23 protein-coding genes are annotated in these 17,833 nt (G+C 61.6%); 7 read left to right on the top strand and 16 right to left on the bottom strand.

Translation table 11 applies throughout. The features are described 5' to 3' along the window. Positions 1–192: 192 nt before the first annotated feature. From mnhG to GGR30_RS07345, 7 genes are read right to left on the bottom strand one after another with little or no spacing between them, the layout of a single operon-like run. Positions 193–531 (bottom strand): monovalent cation/H(+) antiporter subunit G, encoded by a 339-nt coding sequence (mnhG, locus tag GGR30_RS07375; RefSeq protein WP_183484182.1) that lies wholly within the window; start codon positions 529–531, stop codon positions 193–195. A 5-nt stretch (positions 532–536) separates the two neighbouring features. Continuing rightward, entirely contained in the window at positions 537–926 is a 390-nt protein-coding gene (locus GGR30_RS07370; RefSeq protein WP_183484178.1) for a cation:proton antiporter, read from the bottom strand. Continuing rightward, positions 926–1,399 (bottom strand): Na+/H+ antiporter subunit E, encoded by a 474-nt coding sequence (locus GGR30_RS07365; protein WP_183484175.1) that lies wholly within the window; start codon positions 1,397–1,399, stop codon positions 926–928. Before GGR30_RS07365 ends, GGR30_RS07370 begins: the two co-directional genes overlap by 1 nt. After that, positions 1,400–2,956, bottom strand: a complete 1,557-nt coding sequence (locus GGR30_RS07360) for a Na+/H+ antiporter subunit D (RefSeq protein WP_183484172.1) — start codon at positions 2,954–2,956, stop codon at positions 1,400–1,402. It abuts the gene before it with no gap. A 23-nt stretch (positions 2,957–2,979) separates the two neighbouring features. Beyond that, complete coding sequence (locus GGR30_RS07355; protein WP_183484169.1) at positions 2,980–3,357, bottom strand: Na+/H+ antiporter subunit C; 378 nt, start codon at positions 3,355–3,357, stop codon at positions 2,980–2,982. After that, complete coding sequence (locus tag GGR30_RS07350; protein ID WP_138749489.1) at positions 3,357–3,776, bottom strand: Na(+)/H(+) antiporter subunit B; 420 nt, start codon at positions 3,774–3,776, stop codon at positions 3,357–3,359. The genes GGR30_RS07355 and GGR30_RS07350 overlap by 1 nt, the downstream gene beginning before the upstream one ends. Next, complete coding sequence (locus tag GGR30_RS07345) at positions 3,773–6,133, bottom strand: putative monovalent cation/H+ antiporter subunit A (RefSeq protein ID WP_183484166.1); 2,361 nt, start codon at positions 6,131–6,133, stop codon at positions 3,773–3,775. The genes GGR30_RS07350 and GGR30_RS07345 overlap by 4 nt, the downstream gene beginning before the upstream one ends. Before the next feature lie 246 nt (positions 6,134–6,379). On the opposite strand from GGR30_RS07345, the gene msrB reads away from it, so the two are divergent. Beyond that, a complete protein-coding gene (gene msrB / locus GGR30_RS07340) occupies positions 6,380–6,793 on the top strand; it encodes a peptide-methionine (R)-S-oxide reductase MsrB (RefSeq protein WP_183484163.1) in 414 nt (137 codons plus the stop codon). A gap of 471 nt (positions 6,794–7,264) precedes the next feature. On the opposite strand, the gene GGR30_RS07335 is transcribed toward msrB, so the two are convergent. Both GGR30_RS07335 and GGR30_RS07330 read right to left on the bottom strand, forming a co-directional pair. Next, a complete protein-coding gene (locus tag GGR30_RS07335; protein WP_183484160.1) occupies positions 7,265–8,536 on the bottom strand; it encodes a hypothetical protein in 1,272 nt (423 codons plus the stop codon). A 10-nt stretch (positions 8,537–8,546) separates the two neighbouring features. Next, positions 8,547–8,918, bottom strand: a complete 372-nt coding sequence (locus GGR30_RS07330; protein ID WP_183484157.1) for a response regulator — start codon at positions 8,916–8,918, stop codon at positions 8,547–8,549. Between the two features lie 133 nt (positions 8,919–9,051). On the opposite strand from GGR30_RS07330, the gene GGR30_RS07325 reads away from it, so the two are divergent. The 3 genes from GGR30_RS07325 to GGR30_RS07315 all read left to right on the top strand — a co-directional run bounded on the left by GGR30_RS07325 (position 9,052) and on the right by GGR30_RS07315 (position 11,381). Further along, positions 9,052–9,351, top strand: coding sequence for a DUF3572 domain-containing protein (locus GGR30_RS07325; RefSeq protein ID WP_183484154.1), 300 nt, complete (start codon positions 9,052–9,054; stop codon positions 9,349–9,351). After that, on the top strand, positions 9,348–10,001 hold the full coding sequence (locus GGR30_RS07320; RefSeq protein WP_183484151.1) for a hypothetical protein: 654 nt from the start codon (positions 9,348–9,350) through the stop codon (positions 9,999–10,001). The genes GGR30_RS07325 and GGR30_RS07320 overlap by 4 nt, the downstream gene beginning before the upstream one ends. A 75-nt stretch (positions 10,002–10,076) precedes the next feature. Continuing rightward, positions 10,077–11,381 carry a DNA polymerase IV gene (locus GGR30_RS07315; RefSeq protein ID WP_183484148.1) on the top strand — a complete coding sequence of 435 codons (1,305 nt, stop codon included), beginning with the start codon at positions 10,077–10,079 and terminating at the stop codon, positions 11,379–11,381. A gap of 108 nt (positions 11,382–11,489) precedes the next feature. On the opposite strand, the gene GGR30_RS07310 is transcribed toward GGR30_RS07315, so the two are convergent. The 5 genes from GGR30_RS07310 to GGR30_RS07290 form a co-directional block, all read right to left on the bottom strand. Next, positions 11,490–12,230 carry a M23 family metallopeptidase gene (locus GGR30_RS07310; protein WP_183484145.1) on the bottom strand — a complete coding sequence of 247 codons (741 nt, stop codon included), beginning with the start codon at positions 12,228–12,230 and terminating at the stop codon, positions 11,490–11,492. 227 nt (positions 12,231–12,457) lie between these two features. Beyond that, complete coding sequence (gene gatA / locus GGR30_RS07305; RefSeq protein ID WP_183484142.1) at positions 12,458–13,939, bottom strand: Asp-tRNA(Asn)/Glu-tRNA(Gln) amidotransferase subunit GatA; 1,482 nt, start codon at positions 13,937–13,939, stop codon at positions 12,458–12,460. 21 nt (positions 13,940–13,960) lie between these two features. Continuing rightward, complete coding sequence (locus GGR30_RS07300) at positions 13,961–14,419, bottom strand: GNAT family N-acetyltransferase (RefSeq protein WP_183484138.1); 459 nt, start codon at positions 14,417–14,419, stop codon at positions 13,961–13,963. Between the two features lie 3 nt (positions 14,420–14,422). Continuing rightward, positions 14,423–14,710: an Asp-tRNA(Asn)/Glu-tRNA(Gln) amidotransferase subunit GatC gene (gatC, locus tag GGR30_RS07295; RefSeq protein WP_183484135.1), complete on the bottom strand. Its 288-nt coding sequence runs from the start codon at positions 14,708–14,710 to the stop codon at positions 14,423–14,425. 74 nt (positions 14,711–14,784) lie between these two features. Then, positions 14,785–15,489, bottom strand: coding sequence for a metal-dependent hydrolase (locus GGR30_RS07290; protein ID WP_183484132.1), 705 nt, complete (start codon positions 15,487–15,489; stop codon positions 14,785–14,787). Positions 15,490–15,595: 106 nt separating this feature from the next. Between GGR30_RS07290 and ruvX the strand changes: the two genes are divergently transcribed. Next, complete coding sequence (gene ruvX / locus GGR30_RS07285; RefSeq protein WP_183484129.1) at positions 15,596–16,069, top strand: Holliday junction resolvase RuvX; 474 nt, start codon at positions 15,596–15,598, stop codon at positions 16,067–16,069. Between the two features lie 5 nt (positions 16,070–16,074). Here the strand turns inward: ruvX and GGR30_RS07280 are convergent, their stop codons facing one another. Further along, positions 16,075–16,257, bottom strand: coding sequence for a hypothetical protein (locus tag GGR30_RS07280; protein WP_183484126.1), 183 nt, complete (start codon positions 16,255–16,257; stop codon positions 16,075–16,077). A gap of 109 nt (positions 16,258–16,366) precedes the next feature. On the opposite strand from GGR30_RS07280, the gene GGR30_RS07275 reads away from it, so the two are divergent. Together GGR30_RS07275 and GGR30_RS07270 are read left to right on the top strand one after the other, a co-directional pair. Then, positions 16,367–17,293: an AEC family transporter gene (locus tag GGR30_RS07275; RefSeq protein WP_183484123.1), complete on the top strand. Its 927-nt coding sequence runs from the start codon at positions 16,367–16,369 to the stop codon at positions 17,291–17,293. Between the two features lie 4 nt (positions 17,294–17,297). After that, a complete protein-coding gene (locus GGR30_RS07270) occupies positions 17,298–17,675 on the top strand; it encodes a VOC family protein (RefSeq protein WP_183484120.1) in 378 nt (125 codons plus the stop codon). A gap of 76 nt (positions 17,676–17,751) precedes the next feature. On the opposite strand, the gene GGR30_RS07265 is transcribed toward GGR30_RS07270, so the two are convergent. Then, positions 17,752–17,833, bottom strand: an 82-nt coding sequence (locus GGR30_RS07265) for an EF-Tu C-terminal domain-related protein (RefSeq protein WP_010051863.1), incomplete at its 5' end; no start/stop codon positions are given.

Genomic DNA, 17,833 nt, shown 5'->3' with positions numbered 1-17,833 from the left:
GACAGATATTGTTTTCTATTCTAGCAAGAGCTTGTTGTTCATGCTGACGCAAGCAAATACCACTCCATGCAGAAAAGTAAAGTTACAATGAATAAAAAACAATGTCGGACTATCAAAAGTTATAGAAACGCCGATGTGGCCTTAAACTCTGTTTCTTGTATTTAAACCTGCCGTGGCAAGATTACCGTGCAACTAAACATCTTCGCCACCTTGAAGTTCATCCTGTACTGTTTTTTCGTGCAGGGGATACCCCACCTGATGGGCGGCCCGCGCCAGAAGATGGGCAGAGATCGGTGCGGTCAGCACGAAAAAGGCGATGCCTGCAAAGGCGCGCACGAACGTGGCGATCTCGCCGGAGTGAAACCCGATGGCCAGAAAGATCAGGCCGGAGCCGACAGTGCCGGCCTTCGAGGCGGCGTGCATACGGGTGTAAAGATCGGGTAGACGCAGAATGCCGATGGCAGCCGTCAGCGTGAAAAGCGCGCCGCCGAGCATCAGGAGCGATACGAGAATGGCGATAGCATATTCCATCTGGCTTAATCCTTCTTCGCTTCATCGGCGGAGACGACCGGCACATCTTCGCCATTGCTGCCCGAATCATAGGCCATCGGATGCGGGCGGACCTGGAATCCGGTCTCGGTCTCATCGCGCATCGCGCTTGAACGGATGAAACGGGCAAAGGCGACAGTGGCCAGAAAGCCGACCAGGCCGAGCGCGATGGCGATATCGATGTAGAGCGTGAAGCCGGAGCGAATGGCGATGACGACGATGAAGCCCATCGCCACGGCCACCAGCATGTCGAGCGAGAGCACCCGGTCCGGCAGCGTCGGCCCCTTCACCACCCTCACGGCGGTCAGAAGAAGCGCCAGCGAAAGGATCGCGATCGAGATATCGGCAGCGGTTGATACAATCACGTCAGGCGTCATCAGGCGAAAGCCTCCCTGATCTTCTTCTCGAATCCATTGGCGATGTCGCGGCGAATGCCATCGGGATCGGAACAGTCAATGGCATGGATGAAGAGATATTTCTTGTCGTCCGACACATCGACGGTCAAGGTTCCGGGCGTCAGCGTGATCATGTTGGCAAGGAGGACGATTTCGAAATCCCTTTCGAGCGACAGTTCGAAGCGCAGAATACCGGGCTTCAGGTCCATGCGCGGCGAGCAAACCAGCTTGGCAACCGACCAGGCCGATTTCATCAGATCATAGAGAAACACCAGAAACAGCGCCGTAACGCGCCTCGCCCGGGAGAAATAGCCGGTCCCGCCGACCTGATGACGCACCAGCCCGACGGCGATCGCACCGATCACAAATCCGAACACCAGATTGTGCAGCGAGGCGCTGCCTGTCACGGCGACCCAGACAATGGCGAGAACAAGGTTCAAGAGCAGCATGGACATCTAGGACGCTCCCCCGGGAAAGACCGACATGAAATAGGCCTCGGGCGCAAGAAGCCCCTCGACTGCGCGCGTGGCGATCGCAAGCAGCGGTTCGGGATAGATGCCGAACACGACGACGAGCGCCATCAGCCCCACCACCGGCAGGCTCTCGGACAGAGGCACGGTCGCCTTTGCCGCAGGCGCGGACAGAGCCGGCCGCCAATAGGCCAGAAGGAAAATACGCCCGAGCGCGACCGTGGTGCAGAAGCCGGCAAACAGGATGGCAAGCGCAAGCCACCACTGGCCGCCGTCGAGCGTTGCGCGGACCAGAAGCGCCTTTGGCCAGAAACCGGAGAACGGCGGCAGGCCGGCAGCGGCAAAAAAGGCTGCGAGGCTCAGGCCGGCAAAGGCCGGATTGCTGCGGTAAAGCCCGCCAATCGCAGTCAGCGAGAACCCGCCCGCAAGCTTTCCGGCCAGGCCGACGATGAAATAAAGCGCCGTCATCAGGATCATAGAATGAAGCGCATAGACAAGCGCGCCCTCAAGGCCCGACACGCCGCCGACGGCCACGCCGGCAAACACATTGCCGATGCCGATGATCACGACGTAACCGACCGTGCGGCGGATATCGTGCTGCGCGATCGCGCCAAGGCCGGCAATCACCATGGTCAGGAAAGCGCTGATCGAGACAAGCGCGCCAAGACTTGCAAGATCCGCCGGCAGGATCATCACCATGACGCGCAGAAGCGCGTAGACGCCCACCTTGGTCAAGAGCCCGCCGAACAGACCCGAGACCACAGTGCGCGGCGTGTGGTAGGAGGCAGGCAGCCAGAAATTGACCGGAAAGGCCGCCGCCTTCATGCCGAAGGCGAGCACGAACAGCGCGCCGATCGTCGCAGTCGGCAGCATCGGCGCCGCACGCGACCTGAGCGCGATATCGGCCATATTGAGCGTTCCGAACACGGCATAGAGATAGGCAACCGCAATCAGGAACAACGTCGTTCCGATCAGGTTCAAGACGGCGTATTTCATCGCGCCGTCAAGCTGCTCATGGCTGGAGCCGAGGATAAGCAGACCGAAGGAGGAGATCAGCAGAACCTCGAACCAGACATAGAGGTTGAAGATGTCGCCGGTCAGGAACGCGCCCGAGACGCCGGCCATCAACAGCATCAGGAATGGATAGAAACCGTAGCGGCGACCGCCGGAACGGATGTCGCCGACCGCGAAGATCGCGCCGGCGAGGCCGGCAATGCCCGAAGCGAGGGCGAACAGCGCGCCGAGAAGGTCGGCCGAGAAGGCGATGCCGAAAGGCGGGAGCCAGCGCCCGGCCACCATGGTGATCGGACCGCCGGTCGAGACGGCATAGACAAGCAGCGCCTCGACGACGACAAGAAGGGCAAGCGCCGGAATGGCGATCACCGGATGCCAGACCGTATGTTTGCGGATCAGCATCAGCACCGCGCCGACGGTGATGCAGATCGCGACGGGCAGGATGACGAGCCAATCCGTCAGCGTTGACGGTTCCATCGTCAGCGCGAGAGACAGGTCGACAGAATGGGCGGAGGACGAAGCGGCCATGGGTGCGGTCTTATTATCCTTGTTTAATAGCCGAGCGGCGGCATGGGCTGATCCTTGGGTTCCGCAGCCCGCATGTCGTCGGTGTCATCAGTGTTGAGGTCCTGATAGGCGCGATAGGTCAAAACCAGAAGGAAGGCGAAGAACGAAAAGGAGATCACGATCGCTGTCAGGATCAGCGCCTGCGGCAGCGGATTGGCCGTGCCGGCGGGCAGCGTATCCATGGTCTCGGGAATGATCGGCGGCACGAATCCGGTGATCCTGCCGGCGGTGAAGATCAGCAGGTTGACCGCGTTGCCGAGGATGGCAATGCCGAGCATGATCCTGACGCTGTGGCGCGACAGCATCAGATAGATCGCCGCGGCGAAGAACAGGCCGACCAGGCAGGAAAGCACGAATTCCATCAGGCATGGTCCTTTTCTTCAAGCGCAAGGAAGATCGAGGAAATCGAGCCGAAGACCACAAGATAGACCCCGATATCGAAGGTCGTGACCGTGGAGATCGGAACCTCGACGCCGAAGATCACCGGATAGATCCAGTGCGCGGTCATGAAGGGGACATGGGCGAAGATCGAGATGAAGCCCGACAGCGCCGAGAGCAGCAGTCCCGCACCGGCGATCGACATCGGGTGGAAGTGGATCGCCCGCCTGACCGCAGAGACGCCGGAGGCTATTCCGAAGATCGCGATCGCGGAAGCGGCGATCAACCCGCCGATGAAGCCGCCGCCCGGCGCGTTGTGTCCGCGCAGGAGGACGAAGATCGAAAACAGCATCATCAGCGCGGAGAGGAACGGCGCGGCCGTGCGAAAGATCAGCGTATTCATTGTGCCTTCTCCTCTTTGGCGACGGGCGTGGCCTTGGTCCGGCCGGACCGCACCCGGATGAGCGCCAGAATGGCAAGCCCGGTGATCATCACCACGGCGATCTCACCCAGCGTATCCGTTCCACGGAAGTCGACGATGATGACATTGACGACATTGTGCCCGTGAGCGATCACCTTCGAATAGGTGTTGAAGAACTCGGTCAGCGCGTCGTTGAAGGGCACCTGCGTCGCGCGCATCAGCAGCAGGGCGAAGCCCAGGCCGCAAAGGGCGGCGACCGCGCCGTCGAAGAGTTTCTGGCCAAGGGCGCGATGGTCCGACGGCGCCAGATTGAGCCGCGTCATCACCAGGGTCAGGATCACGACCGAAAGCGTTTCGACCATGAACTGGGTGAAGGAGAGATCCGGCGCGCCGAGCAGCAGGAACAGGACCGCGACGGAAAAGCCCTGGATGCCGAGCGTCACGATCGCCGTCAGGCGGTTATGCGCATTGATCACCGCAAGCAGGCCAGCCACGGCAAGGCCGACAATCACCCAGTGGCCAAGCAGGAAGCCATCCGGCAGGCCCGGCCATTGCGGCAATTCGCCGAAGGAGACGAGCGAGACGAGAAGTACCGCCGCGATAATGCAGAAGGTCGCGGTGATATAGAATTCGAGCCGCCCGGGTTGCACTGTCTGCGTGACCTTGAACGACAGACGCACGATGCCACGCATAAAACTGTCGAACCAGGCATCCGGTCCGGGACCGAGGCGGGCAAACATGCCGGCCATTGCCGCCCGCGCCTCGGAAAGGCGCCAGTAGACGACAAGCGCGATGATCACCGTCAGCACCGAAAGCGCGAGCGGAACGCCGATATGCGGGATTAGCGACAGGTGGATCTCCACCTCTTCTCCGGCAACGGCGGAGGCCATCGGGCCGGAAAAATGACTATTGAAGAAATGGGCGAAGGCGGCCGCGAGAAAGGCCGTGGCGCCGAGAACGATCGGCCCGAGCCACATCAGCATCGGCCCTTCATGCGCATGTTTCGGCGTCTCGGTCTTCTCGCCGATGAAGGGCTTCAGCCCGACGCCGAAGCCGACGGCGAACATCAGCGCATTGCCGAGGATCGCGATCAGCAGGAAGATCGTGGCATAGAAGCTTCCGGCGGCCAGCGCCTCGTAGATGCCTTCCTTGGCAAGAAAGCCGACGAAGGGCGGCAGCCCGCCCATGGAAATCGCGCCGGCAAGCCCGGCGGCAAAGGTGATCGGCATCGCCCGGGCGAGCCCGCCAAGCTTGGTCAGGTCGCGGGTCCCGGTCTCGTGATCGATCAGGCCGGCGACCATGAACAACCCGCCCTTGAACAGCGAGTGGGCAATCAGATAGAGCACCGCGCCTTCCGCCGCATGGGGAATGTCCATGCCCGTCATCATCACCATCAGGCCGAGCGAGGAGACAGTGGTATAGGCGAGCATCAGTTTCAGGTCGGTCTGACGGATTGCAAGCAGCGTACCGACGATCAGCGTCGCCGCGCCAAACACCGGCAGCACGGTCGTCCACAATGCTGTATCGCCCATCACCGGGTTGAGCCGCATCAGAAGATAGACGCCTGCCTTCACCATGGTGGCCGAATGCAGGTAGGCGGAAACAGGCGTCGGCGCTTCCATGGCGTTGGGAAGCCAGAAGTGGAACGGGAACTGCGCCGATTTGGTAAAGGCGCCGCCGAGCACGAGAATGAAGGCAGCCAGATAGAGCGGACTGTCGCGCAGCACATTGCCGCTCTCCAACAGAGCCGAAAGCGAGGCAGCGCCGGTGATGTTCTGGATCAGCAGCACGCCCGCCAGCAAAAAGAGGCCGCCGCCGCCCGTCACCACCAGCGCCTGGATCGCCGCGCGGCGCGAGGCTTCCTTCTCGTTGTCGAAGCCGATCAGAAGGAAGGAGGTGATCGAGGTCAGCTCCCAGAAGACGAACAGCATCAGCAGGCCGTCGGAGATCACCACGCCCAGCATCGCGCCCATGAACATGAACATGAAGGACAGGAATCGCGCCTGCTGCGGATGGCCCTTCATGTAGCCGCCCGCATAAAGAATGATCATCGTGCCGATGCCAGTGATCAGGATCGCGAATGTGAGCGACAGACCGTCAAGCAGGAAGGAGAACCGGAGTCCGAGGCTCGGCACCCAGTCATAGCCGCCCGTCAGCACCGCGCCTTCGGCCACCTTGGGGACGAGGCGGATGAACTGGATGAGCGAAAACAGCGGAATAAGGGCAAGAAGCCACGGCGCATTCGACTTGAAGATACGGTAGAGTATCGGAGAGAAGACCGCGCCCAGAAAAGGCAAGCACAAGGCCAAAAGTACAAGAGCCGTTTCACTGGCGGTCATGGCGTCTCCAAAAACTGACAATATACAAGCCGAACCGGCAAATAGTTCAGACAACAAACGTGTTACGGCAAGAAAAGCACCGGCTCAAGAGCGGCCGGAGCTTTTTCACATCCATGAAATGACGCAGCGCAAAATTCATCACTTGGACGCCACCGAAGGAAGCAAGCCATTGCTTTTCCTCGTGTTGGAACCCAAATATGGCTGCAGACACGCCTATTAAACGGCAAAACATACCGGAGCGCGACATTGACCCAGAGCAATAAACAGAAAAAAACGCTGTCCGATTCACAATGGCGTGAGGAATTGACCCCGGAACAGTATCATATCTTGCGCCAGCAGGGTACGGAACGCCCGTTCACCGGGCCTTACTGGGACAGTTTCGAATCAGGTACCTACTATTGCGCCGGCTGCGAAACGGCGCTGTTCCGCTCGGATACAAAGTTCGATGCGGGCTGCGGCTGGCCGAGCTTCTTCGAGCCTGTCGAACCCGGCGTTGTGACGGAATTGCGCGACGAATCCCACGGCATGGTGCGCACTGAAATCCGTTGCGCCAATTGCGGCGGTCATCTGGGCCATGTCTTTCCCGACGGCCCTGCCCCGACCGGGTTGCGTTATTGCATGAACGGCCACGCCATGCATTTCGTTGAAGACAAAACCTGATTGGAAAGAAGCTGAGAAGCGGCTTAAGCCGGACTGTCGCGGGATGAGCCGTTTTCTGCCCCCCGAAAAGGCGCCAGAATCAGTGATTTGAGCTGAAAAGAAAGCGCTAACATGAAGAGCGGCCGGCTGATGGCTGTGGGCACGAGGAATCCCGCCAGCGATCAGCCGACCGACCCCACGATTCCAGGAGATGCGGCGGACCTGAGCATCATGGGGCAACCACCAAAGGCAGTTGGAGCAATTTTGTACGCTCTGAAATAATAATCAACTGAATTTCGTTGATTAAGCACAATTCTGACCTTTTTATGGTTAACCGCCAAGCATTTGTCGCGGTTTTACCATCTGGTCGAAACGCCCGTCCGATGTTCTTATGGCCCCCCTGGGCCATGAATTCCGGCCGCTCGGCGCAGGAGCCTCGCGACAAAGACAAGGAGAGGCAGCGGAATTTATACAGATCGGACCTGCGGAACCTCAGTTTACTTCCGTCAGCGCCGTGCGGATGGCAAGAGCCGGATCGACGGCGGGTTGATAGGCGTCCTGCACCCCCTCTCCCAGAAGCCGTGAGAGATTTGCGTCGAGGCGCTGGCGCAGCACGGCGATCGCCTGTTCGGCATCGTCGCGGCGTCGGTCGGGGTAAAGAATGGCAAAAAGCCCGTCCTCCACGCGGCTTGCCGCGTCCCGACCGCTCAGATGATAGCGTATCAGCGCGGCGACCGCCTCGACGCGCGCGCCGCTGGGATCTTCCGGCACGCGGACCACGCCCATGTAGAGCGGCGACCCTGCGGTCGTTGCTTCGCGCTTGAGGGTATTAAGCGTCGCGGCGAAACGTTCGGGGGCGAGAAGGCCGGTATCGCTTTCGACCATCTCCGGCGCGTCGGCGAAATCCTCGACAGCCGCCCCCAGCGCCTCGACGAAGCGCTTGCGACGCAGGTGCAGCAAAGCCCTCAGGATAAGCTCGCCGGTTTCACCGGGCCATTCCATGCAATCGTCGACGCTGCGGGCGGCATCGCCCGCATTCTCGTGCAGCCCGCCCGGCTCGCACAGAGCGAAAAGGGGCACGAAACGCATGCCGGGAACGCAGCGGAGCTGGCCGCAAATGCGCAGGCCATCGCCCAGCACCGGCCCGCCATGAACCAGCACGAGGTCGAAGCTCTGGCTGGAGGCGAGGTAAAGCGCCTCGCGCAGGTTTCCGGTCGCGACAGTGGTCGTCAGCGACAGCATGCTCTTCAAGAGGTCCTGGCGCATGGCCGCGTCCTCGGCCACGATCAGGACCCGCACCGTTTCGTCCGGCACGGCCGCCGCGCGCGGAGCGGTCGGCCAGGCTTCGGCGGAGGTTCCCGCCTCGCTTTGCAGCGTACGAAAACGCAGAAGCGCAGAAATCCGGGCCGCGGCCGTCGCGAGATTGTGCTCCAGCCCGATCACATCGTCGGCGCCGGCGCGCAAAGCGGCCAGCCGAAGCGTCGCATCGGCCCGTTCCGGGGTTACGATGGCAACCGGCGCGCTCACGCCCGAATCATGTTCCTTGAGGATGCCGCAGCAGGCAAGCGCCGGCCCCGGCGCATCATCATCGACGGCGACCAGGATGAGGCTTGCGGCGTTGACAGCCGCCATCGTCGTATCACTGTCGGAAAAATCGGCCTGGAAGAAGCCGACCGGCCAGCCGCTCAGCATCGCAGACAGCGTCTGCGCCACGGCGCCCTCGCCGCCGATCAGGACAATGCTTTCATGCGTTGCGCTCTTCAACGTCGCCCCCTCAGGCATCGCCCAGATAGGCCTTCACGGTCTTGATGAAATTCGGCACGGAAACCGGCTTGGAAAGATAGGCATCGCAGCCCGAGGCCCGGATCCGTTCTTCATCGCCGCGCATGGCAAAGGCCGTGACGGCGACGATCGGAATCTTTGCGAGGTCACGGTCGGCTTTCATCTCACGGGCAATGTCGAGGCCGGAATTTTCCGGCAATTGAATATCCATTAGTATCAGTCCGGGTCTGAACAGGCGGGCAAGCTCCACCGCATCCGCTCCGGTGCGGCTTTCCACCACCTCATAACCCTGCGCCTCGACGAGATCACGAAACAGCTTCATATTCAAATCATTGTCTTCGACGATCAGAACCTGTTTTGCCATTCGTGCTATCCCCTTGCACCGTCCCCTGTACCGGCTTGCAACGCGCCGGCAAGGCGCTAGAATCGGCCCGGTGCCGCTATCAGCGCATCAACAGCCGAGTTTAGGGCGATTTGGTTAAGAAACGGAAATCCGCTTGCAACATTTTCAAAAAGAAACGGAAAAGACGGCCCCTGACGAAGACCTCGCCATCGCCATCCTGGTGTGGCTGTCCAACGAGCCCGATATGCTGAACCGCTTTTGCGCCCTTTCGGGCGTCGAGGCCGGCCAGTTGCGCGCGCTCACCGAGGATCCGGGCTTCGAGCGCGCCATGATCGGCTTCATCGCCGGTCACGAGCCCACGCTGATGGCGTTCTGCAACGACAATGGTATTGCGCCCGAAACGATTTCGCGCGCCTGGCAAAAACTCGAATATGGCGAGGGCTCCGGCCGATGATCCGGCTTGCAGAGCCATCAGCGAGCGATCTGGCGATCGGCGCGCGGCCGCTCCTCGTCGTCGATGTCGACGAAGTCGTGCTGCAATTCGTCGCACCGTTCAAGGCCTTCCTTCTGGCCAATGGCCATGAGCTGAACCTCGAGACCTTCAGCCTCAACGGCAATGTAAAATCGCTCGAAGACGGCCGGCGCGTGGAAAATGCCGAGGTCAAGGCACTGATTTCCGCCTTTTACGACAGTCAGGAAGACTGGCAGGAGCCATTTTCCGCCGCCAGGCCGACGCTTGAGGGGCTGACGGAGATCGCCGACGTCCTGCTCCTGACCGCCATGCCGCCGCGCCACCGGGAAAAGCGGCGCCGGCTTCTTGCCCGCCACGGTTTCGATTTCCCGCTGATCGCCTCCGAAGCGCCGAAGGGCGAAGTGCTGCGGGACCTGTGCGAGACCGCGCCGCCGGATCTGATCTTCGTCGATGACATGCTCTACAACTGTCGCTCGGTTTCGCAATGCCTGCCGGAAGCGCTGACGATCAACCTTCTGATCAATGACGATTACCGCGCGCTGGCGCCAAAGACGACGCCGCCCTCGCTTGTCGCTACCGGCTGGGATCACGCCGATACGATCATCCGCCGCCATATCGCCGAGAACGGTTGACTGGCGACAATCCGCGCTTGCCTCGGCCGTCCGCCGGCACTATTTTCGCCATGTTCAACCTTTGTTCCGATCGCGATGGCTGAGATCACTTCCAAGGCAAACGGCTTTTGCCGAGACTGCCTCGCTCCGGCGGCGGGCGGCCTGCGCCGCTGCGCGCATTGCGGCAGCCCGCGCCTGCTGCGTCATGACGAGCTCTTCACGCTTTCGATCGCCCATATCGACTGCGACGCCTTTTACGCATCCATCGAAAAGCGTGACGACCCGTCGCTTGCCGACAAGCCGCTCATCATCGGCGGCGGCAAGCGCGGCGTCGTCTCCACCGCCTGCTATATCGCACGCATTCGCGGGGTGAAGTCGGCGATGCCGATGTTCAAGGCGCTGGAGGCTTGCCCGGAGGCCGTCGTCATCCGCCCAAACATGGAGAAATACTCCGCCGTCGGACGGCAATTGCGACAGATGATGTTCGACCTGACGCCGCTGGTCGAACCGATTTCGATCGATGAAGCCTTTCTCGATCTTTCCGGAACCGCCCGCCTGCACAAGGCAAGCCCGGCCGAAACGCTGGCCCGCTTTGCCCTTCGCGTGGAGGAGGAGCTGGGGATCACGATCTCCATCGGTCTTTCCTATTGCAAGTTCCTCGCCAAGATCGCTTCGGATTTTCAGAAGCCTCGCGGTTTTTCGGTGATCGGAGAAGAGGAGGCCATGCGCTTCCTGGCCGACAAGCCGGTCGGCATGATCTGGGGCGTGGGCAAGGCCTTCACGGAAACGCTGAAGCGCGACGGGCTGACGACGATCGGCCAGTTCCAGCGAATGGAGAAGAATGAGCTTCTGCGCCGCTACGGCACGATCGGCCAGCGGCTCTATCATCTGGCCCGCGGCGAGGATACGCGCAGCGTCAAGCCCGAGCGCGCCACCAAGAGCATTTCCAACGAGACCACCTTCTTCACGGATATCAGCGACTTCGAGACGCTTGCCGGACATCTGCGCCGGTTGAGCGAAAAGACCGCGCGGCGGGCCAAGGCGGCGGGCTTTGCCGGACACGCCGTGACGCTGAAGCTGAAGACCGCCGATTTCAAGACCCGCACCCGCAGCCGACATCTGGAAGCGCCGACGCAGCTTGCCGACCGGATCTTCGCCACTGGTCTGTCGCTGATGAAGAACGAGGCCGACGGCACGAAATTCCGCCTGATCGGCATTGGCATCAGCGAACTCTGCGACCCCGCGATCGCCGACCCGCCAGACCTCGTCGACCCGAAGGCCGCCCGCCGCAAGGCGGCGGAGAGCGCGATGGATGCGCTGCGCGACAAGTTCGGCCTGTCGGCCGTGGAAACCGGCTATACCTTCCGCCCCGACGGGAAGAAGAAGAAGGACGAGGACTAAAGCATTTCGCAGTCAGATGGAAACATCTAACGCCCGCGAAAATGCGTCAAAACAAATAGATAGGGCGGTTGCGCGTTTCCATGAAAGGCGGAACCGCTCTAGCTCCGCTCAGACGCCGGCGGCAGCCTCATGCTTTTCGCCGTCAGCCGCCACGGCCTTCTCGAACTTCGTCAGTGCCGTGCCGGAAAGCCTGCCCTCGCGGACGAAATGCACCTTCATCGGGTCAACCTTGCGACCGTTGACGGAGACCGCGTAATGCAGGTGCGGCCCGGTCGCAAGGCCGCTCTGGCCGACATAGCCGATCACCTCGCCCTGGCGAACTTTTACGCCCGCCTTGATGCCGTCGGCAAAGCGGCTCTGGTGGCTGTAGGAAGTCTCATAGCCGTGGCCATGGTCGATCACCGTCATCCGCCCCTCGCCGCCGCGCTTGCCGGAAAAGGTCACGACGCCGTCTGCCGCCGCATAGATCGGCGTGCCGACGGGCGCGGCCCAGTCGACGGCGGCATGCATGCGCGAATAGCCGAGCACCGGATGGCGCCTGTTGCCGAACCCGGACGTGCGCCGCCCGTCGGGCACGGGATTGCGCAGCAGATACTGCCCGAGACGATAGCCTTCGGCGTCGAAATAGCCGGTCTTGCCCGTGTCGGGATCGCGGTAGCGATAGACATCGACCTTGCTGTTGCCGAGCTTCACCACCATGTCGAAGGCGCCCGCGGCAAGGCTCGGCGTCTCTTCCGCCGCATAGGAAAGCTTCATCCTGTCGTCCGGCCCGGAGGATGCCACGGTCTCGCCTTCAGGCGGGCTGACGAAATGGTCGATAGCGGCATCTTCGCTGTTTGCCGCAAGCATGGAAGTGCAGCCCGTAAGAGCGACACTGGCCGCCAGGCAAATTACGATAAGCGTCTTCACGTTCAGCCTTTCAAATCAAATGAACGGCGTGCTTGAACGCAAAGAGTGTGACCGAATTTGAACGGGAAGGAGGCGATTTGGCAGCGGAGGCCTTAATCCGGACTCCGCCGTAATCGCTCGCTGACATCAGCCCTGAAATTTCGGATTTCAGGGCCGAGACCGATGGCTTACCACCACTTTTCAGGCGTGAACCGGCCGGCGGCCTTTTCCATCACCGCGGCGGTGCGGAACAGGGTTTCCTCGTCGAACGGCTTGCCAATGAGCTGCAGGCCGAGCGGCAGACCGTTGGCGTCGAGGCCTGCGGGCACGGAGAGGCCCGGAAGGCCGGCCATGTTCACCGTCACCGTGAAGATGTCGTTCAGATACATCTTCACCGGATCATTGGCGAGGTCCTGGTCGGCGATACCGAAGGCCGCCGACGGCGTTGCCGGCGTCAGGATGGTGTCGACGCCCTGGGCAAAGACGTTTTCGAAATCGCGCTTGATCAGCGTGCGCACCTTCTGGGCCTTCAGGTAATAGGCATCGTAATAGCCGGCCGAGAGCACATAGGTGCCGATCATGATGCGGCGCTGGACTTCCTTGCCGAAGCCTTCCGCACGGGTCTTCTCGTACATGTCGGCAATATCCTTGCCGGGCACGCGCAGGCCGTATTTTACGCCGTCATAGCGGGCAAGGTTGGAGGAAGCCTCCGCCGGCGCGACGATGTAATAGGCGGGCAGCGCGTATTTGGTATGCGGCAGGGAGATGTCGACGATTTCCGCGCCCGCGTCCTTCAGCCAGGCAATGCCCTGTTGCCAGAGCTTTTCGATATCCTCCGGCATGCCCTCGACGCGGTATTCCTTGGGAATGCCGATCTTCATGCCCTTGACCGACTGGCCGATGGCGGCCTCGTAGTCCGGCACGGGAAGGTCGACCGATGTCGTGTCCTTGTCGTCGACGCTCGCCATGGATTTCAGCAGGATCGCCGCGTCGCGCACGTCGCGCGCAATCGGGCCTGCCTGGTCGAGCGAGGAGGCAAAGGCAACCACGCCCCAGCGCGAGCAGCGGCCATAGGTCGGCTTGATGCCGACCGTGCCGGTAAACGCCGCCGGCTGGCGGATCGAGCCGCCGGTATCGGTCGCCGTGGCGCCGGCGCACAGATGCGCGGCAACGGCCGCCGCCGAACCGCCGGACGAACCGCCCGGAACGCGCTCCTGGTTGGAGCCCTTCGCCTTCCACGGGTTGATCACCGGACCGTAATAGGAGGTCTCGTTGGACGAGCCCATGGCGAACTCGTCCATGTTGAGCTTGCCGAGCATCACCGCGCCGTCATCCCAGAGGTTCTGGGTGACGGTCGATTCGTATTTCGGCTTGAACCCGTCGAGGATGTGCGAGGCCGCCTGGGTGTGGACATCGCGCGTGCCGAACAGGTCCTTGATGCCGAGCGGAATGCCCTCCAGCGCACCGCCATTGCCCTGCGACAGCTTCAGGTCGGAGGCCTTGGCCATCGCCAGCGCCTTTTCCGGCGTGACGGCGACATAGGCATTGAAAGTGCCGTTGAAGTCGTCGATCGCCTTCAGATAGGACGCCGTCAATTCGGTCGCGGTGATTTCCTTCGCCTGAAGCTTGTCACGGGCCTCGGCGATGGTCAGGACGGTCAGTTCGGTCATCTGCTTCACTTTGTCGTGTTGTTATAGCGCCTTGCGAAAGAAGACGGACTGCTTGGTCGGCGCGTGGTTCAGAACCTTTTCCGTGCGCTCGAAACCGTTCTGTTCGCAAAAGGCGATGGACTCTTTGAGGTTGGCATCGGTGACGATGACCAGTTCGCGCAGTCCCTCGCTCTTCGCCAGAGAGGCGATGTGGCGCAGGATGGCGCGGCCGATCCCGTGCTTGCGATAGGCCGGCTCGGTGAACAGGCGCTTGGCCTCGGCGATGCCGTTGCCGTGGCGCACCAGAGCGCCGGTGGCCACCGGCTTGCCGTCGACGCGGGCAACGAAGCTCGTGGCGCCCGGCGTGCTGACATCGACGGTCAACTGGTAGTCGATCACATCGGATGACGACATGCGCGACAGCGATGTCTTCAGTTCGGTGAAGAGCGCCTTCAGGTCGTCCTGCTGGGGGCTCTCAATATCGATTTTTGGCTGTACCATCCCTCACTCCACAACTTTTGGCACCAGAAAGAAATTCCGTTCGGATTCCGGCGCGTTGGCAACAATATCGTCGGCCTTGTCGCCGTCCGTCACAACATCATGACGCTTCTTCATCTCCATCGGCATGACCGAGGTCATGGGCTCGACACCGGAAACGTCAACTTCGTCGAGCTGTTCGACAAAGCCGAGAATGGCGTTGAGTTCGCCGGTCATCCGTTCCGCCGATGCGTCATCGACGGCGATACGGGCCAGCTTGGCAACGCGTTTGACGGTCGCGGTGTCTACGGACATGAATGCTCTCCGGGTTTCACGATTTCACCACACGCTATAAAGGGCGTCGCCGCCCTTCGCAACGGGGCATTTCATCAGAACTCGATCGTTTCGCCCGGTTTGGGCGTCGCCACTTCCGTCGGTCCGCCGGCCATGCCGCTGACAAAAGCCTCCGGCGTCTGGTCGATGATCGGGAAAGTGCCGTAGTGGCACGGGATCACGGTATCGAAGCTGAAATAACGCTTGCAGGCAAGCGCCGCCACCGCGCCGCCCATGGTGAAGCGATCGCCGACCGGCACAAGGCCGATCGCCGGCGCATGCAGCTCGTTGATCAGCGCCATGTCGGCGAAGATATCCGTGTCGCCCATGTGATAGAGCGTCGGCTCGTCATCGATGTGCAGCATCAGCCCGTTGGGATTGCCGAGCGCATGGGAAACGCCGTCCTCGGTGATGAAGGCGGAAGAATGCAGCGCATTGGTGAAGGTGACGGTGAAGGAGCCGAAATCGACCGTGCCGCCGGTGTTGCCCGGCTGCAGGTTCTCAAGCCCCTTGGAGCCGAGCCAGGCCGCGAGATCCGCATTGGCGAGCACGACCGCCCCGGTCTCCCTGGCGATCGGGATCGTGTCGCCCAGATGATCGCCATGGCCATGGGTCAGGAGAATATGGGTGACGCCCTTGGTCACGGCAGCCTTGTCGAGCCCCTCGAAGGAGGGGTTGCCGGACAGGAAGGGGTCGATCAGGATCGTTGCATCGGCAATCTCGATGCGAAAGGCGGAATGTCCGAGCCAGGTGATCTTCATTTTGCATTTCTCCCTTCGAGACGGTAGTTGAACGCGATTGGCTAAAACGTAATGCGATCACGCGCCATTTTCCATCGGGAAGCGGCAAAACCATGGGAAAAGACCGATGACAGTGCTTTCAATCGAGGAACTGGCCGAGAACCTGCCGTCACATGCCGCCATCGCGGGCCTTGATCTCGGCACCAAGACCATCGGCCTCGCGGTCTCCGATCTCTCGCGCCGCTTTGCCACGCCGCGCCCGGTGATCAAGCGCGTCAAGTTCACGCGCGACGCGGAAACCCTGCTCGCCTTTGCCGAGAAGGAGAGGATCGCGGGCTTCGTCATCGGCCTGCCGGTGAACATGGACGGCTCCTCCGGCCCGCGCGTGCAGGCGACCCGCGCCTTTGTGCGCAACATGGAGGCGCTGACCCCCCTCCCCTTCACATTCTGGGACGAGCGGCTGTCGACGGTGGCCGCCGAGCGGGCGCTTCTGGAAATGGATGTATCGCGGCAAAAGCGCGCCGGGCGGATCGATTCGGCCGCGGCCTCCTTCATCCTGCAGGGCGCGCTCGACAGGCTTGCGGCGCTTGCGCGCGGATGAGCCTGTTATTCGCCGGCCGGACGGCAGTCGGCCGCCGGATCGCGCAGCATGCGCTTAGGGTCGAAAAGATAGTCGACGAAGACGAAGGCGAGCAGGATCGCGCCGCTGACGGCAAGCTCGATCGGCAGGGCGGCAAGCACTGCGCCCATCAACCCGATCTGAAATCGCTGCGTCACACGGTCCTGCATTGCTTTTCCGCCTTTCCTCCTGTCTTGTCTGACAGCAATTCATTCGCTGTGGCAAGCGCCAAAGCCTGGCAAAGTTAACCGGACGGTAAGGAAATCACGGAATGCGTGCATGCTGATCATCTTCGAAAGCGTTCTACCGATCTTTCTGACCGTGGCGCTCGGCGTCGGCCTCAAGCGCCTGCCGATCTTCAGTCCCGATTTCTGGAACGGGCTCAACCAGCTTGGCTACTACGTCCTGTTTCCGGCTCTTCTGTTCACCACGCTGGCGCGGGCGGATTTTTCGACCATCGCCGCCGCCGACATTGCCTGGGTGACCCTTCTTTGCGTCGCCGCCATCTCCGCGCTGACGATTGCTCTCTGGCCATTGCTCAGGGCCTTTGGGCTTGCCAGCCCCGCCTTCACCTCCGTGTTCCAGACGACGACGCGCTGGAACGGGTTCGTGGCGCTCGCCATCGCCGACAAGCTTGCGGGGCTTGAAGGCATGGCGGTCATCTCGTTGATGATGACCATGACCATCATTCCGCTCAATCTCATCAATGTGCTGGTGCTGGTCTGGTTTTCCGGCGAGAACCGCAATGTCGGGATGATGGCGCGCAAGATCGCCACCAACCCGCTGATCATCTCCGCCTTCATCGGCATCGCCTTCAACCTTCTCGCCATCCCGGTCTACCAGCCGGTCTATGACGCGATGAACCTGATGGCCCGCGCCGCCCTCGGCATGGGCCTGGTTCTGGTCGGCGCCGGGCTCGTGCTCGCGGATGCGCTGAAGCCGAAACCGATGGTCCTGCTGCCCTCCTTCCTGAAACTCGCCCTCTTCCCGCTGATCACCTACCTGTTCGCCTCGCTTTTCGGCATTTCCGGCATGACGCTGTCGATCATGGTGCTCGGCGCCGGCGTGCCGACGGCGATGAACGGCTACATCCTCGCCCGCCAGCTCGGCGGCGACACGCGGCTCTACTCGGCGGTGGTGACGGTGCAGACCGTGCTGTCGTTCTTCACCCTGCCGCTGGCGCTGATGCTGGTTGGTGGCGGCTGAGACCATGGCAAAGCCCGTTTTCATCAATACGCTCGTCTTCGTCTCCGACATGAACCGCTCGGTCGACTTTTACTGCGACCTCCTCGGCCAGACGATCGCGCAGGATCACGGCGATTTCGTCCAGCTGGAAAACGGTCTCGCTCTTCATATGGGTCCAGCCCTGGAGGCGACCATGTTCGGCGCCCCCTCCGGCGAACGCAGCCGCTACGGTCGCGGCAATCTGGTGCTCTATTTCGAAACGGACGAACTTGAGGCGATTTTTGCGCGGATGCCGCTGAAGACGGACTTGATCCACCCGATCGAAACCCAAGCCTGGGGCCAGAAGGTGTTTCGCTGCCATGATCCCGACGGGCATATCGTCGAGGTCGGCGAGCCGATGTGATTTCGACCCGGCAAACACAAAAAAGCCCCGCCGGATCGCTCCGACGGGGCTTTTGAATGTCTGTGTCGCGCGTCGATTACTCGACGATCGATGCCACGATGCCGGCGCCGACGGTGCGGCCGCCTTCGCGGATGGCGAAGCGCAGCTTTTCTTCCATC

It is taken from the genome of Martelella radicis (assembly GCF_014196625.1).
In the GTDB taxonomy this organism is placed as follows: domain Bacteria; phylum Pseudomonadota; class Alphaproteobacteria; order Rhizobiales; family Rhizobiaceae; genus Martelella; species Martelella radicis.
The sequence above is the reverse complement of the archived record's forward strand: the minus strand, read 5'-3'. Positions and strand labels throughout refer to the sequence as shown.

Bases quoted from the DNA above. Each gene is read 5' to 3' on its own strand.
- GGR30_RS07300 (WP_183484138.1), bottom strand. From the start codon at position 14,419: ATGGTACAGCCAAAAATCGATATTGAGAGCCCCCAGCAGGACGACCTG.
- GGR30_RS07360 (WP_183484172.1), bottom strand. From the start codon at position 2,956: ATGGCCGCTTCGTCCTCCGCCCATTCTGTCGACCTGTCTCTCGCGCTG.
- GGR30_RS07355 (WP_183484169.1), bottom strand. From the start codon at position 3,357: ATGGAATTCGTGCTTTCCTGCCTGGTCGGCCTGTTCTTCGCCGCGGCG.
- GGR30_RS07345 (WP_183484166.1), bottom strand. From the start codon at position 6,133: ATGACCGCCAGTGAAACGGCTCTTGTACTTTTGGCCTTGTGCTTGCCT.
- GGR30_RS07280 (WP_183484126.1), bottom strand. From the start codon at position 16,257: ATGCAGGACCGTGTGACGCAGCGATTTCAGATCGGGTTGATGGGCGCA.
- GGR30_RS07350 (WP_138749489.1), bottom strand. From the start codon at position 3,776: ATGAATACGCTGATCTTTCGCACGGCCGCGCCGTTCCTCTCCGCGCTG.
- gatC (WP_183484135.1), bottom strand. From the start codon at position 14,710: ATGTCCGTAGACACCGCGACCGTCAAACGCGTTGCCAAGCTGGCCCGT.
- GGR30_RS07270 (WP_183484120.1), top strand. From the start codon at position 17,298: ATGGCAAAGCCCGTTTTCATCAATACGCTCGTCTTCGTCTCCGACATG.
- GGR30_RS07370 (WP_183484178.1), bottom strand. From the start codon at position 926: ATGACGCCTGACGTGATTGTATCAACCGCTGCCGATATCTCGATCGCG.
- GGR30_RS07275 (WP_183484123.1), top strand. From the start codon at position 16,367: ATGCTGATCATCTTCGAAAGCGTTCTACCGATCTTTCTGACCGTGGCG.
- GGR30_RS07365 (WP_183484175.1), bottom strand. From the start codon at position 1,399: ATGTCCATGCTGCTCTTGAACCTTGTTCTCGCCATTGTCTGGGTCGCC.
- GGR30_RS07310 (WP_183484145.1), bottom strand. From the start codon at position 12,230: ATGCTTGCGGCAAACAGCGAAGATGCCGCTATCGACCATTTCGTCAGC.
- GGR30_RS07320 (WP_183484151.1), top strand. From the start codon at position 9,348: ATGATCCGGCTTGCAGAGCCATCAGCGAGCGATCTGGCGATCGGCGCG.
- GGR30_RS07290 (WP_183484132.1), bottom strand. From the start codon at position 15,489: ATGAAGATCACCTGGCTCGGACATTCCGCCTTTCGCATCGAGATTGCC.
- GGR30_RS07315 (WP_183484148.1), top strand. From the start codon at position 10,077: ATGGCTGAGATCACTTCCAAGGCAAACGGCTTTTGCCGAGACTGCCTC.
- gatA (WP_183484142.1), bottom strand. From the start codon at position 13,939: ATGACCGAACTGACCGTCCTGACCATCGCCGAGGCCCGTGACAAGCTT.
- GGR30_RS07330 (WP_183484157.1), bottom strand. From the start codon at position 8,918: ATGGCAAAACAGGTTCTGATCGTCGAAGACAATGATTTGAATATGAAG.
- mnhG (WP_183484182.1), bottom strand. From the start codon at position 531: ATGGAATATGCTATCGCCATTCTCGTATCGCTCCTGATGCTCGGCGGC.
- ruvX (WP_183484129.1), top strand. From the start codon at position 15,596: ATGACAGTGCTTTCAATCGAGGAACTGGCCGAGAACCTGCCGTCACAT.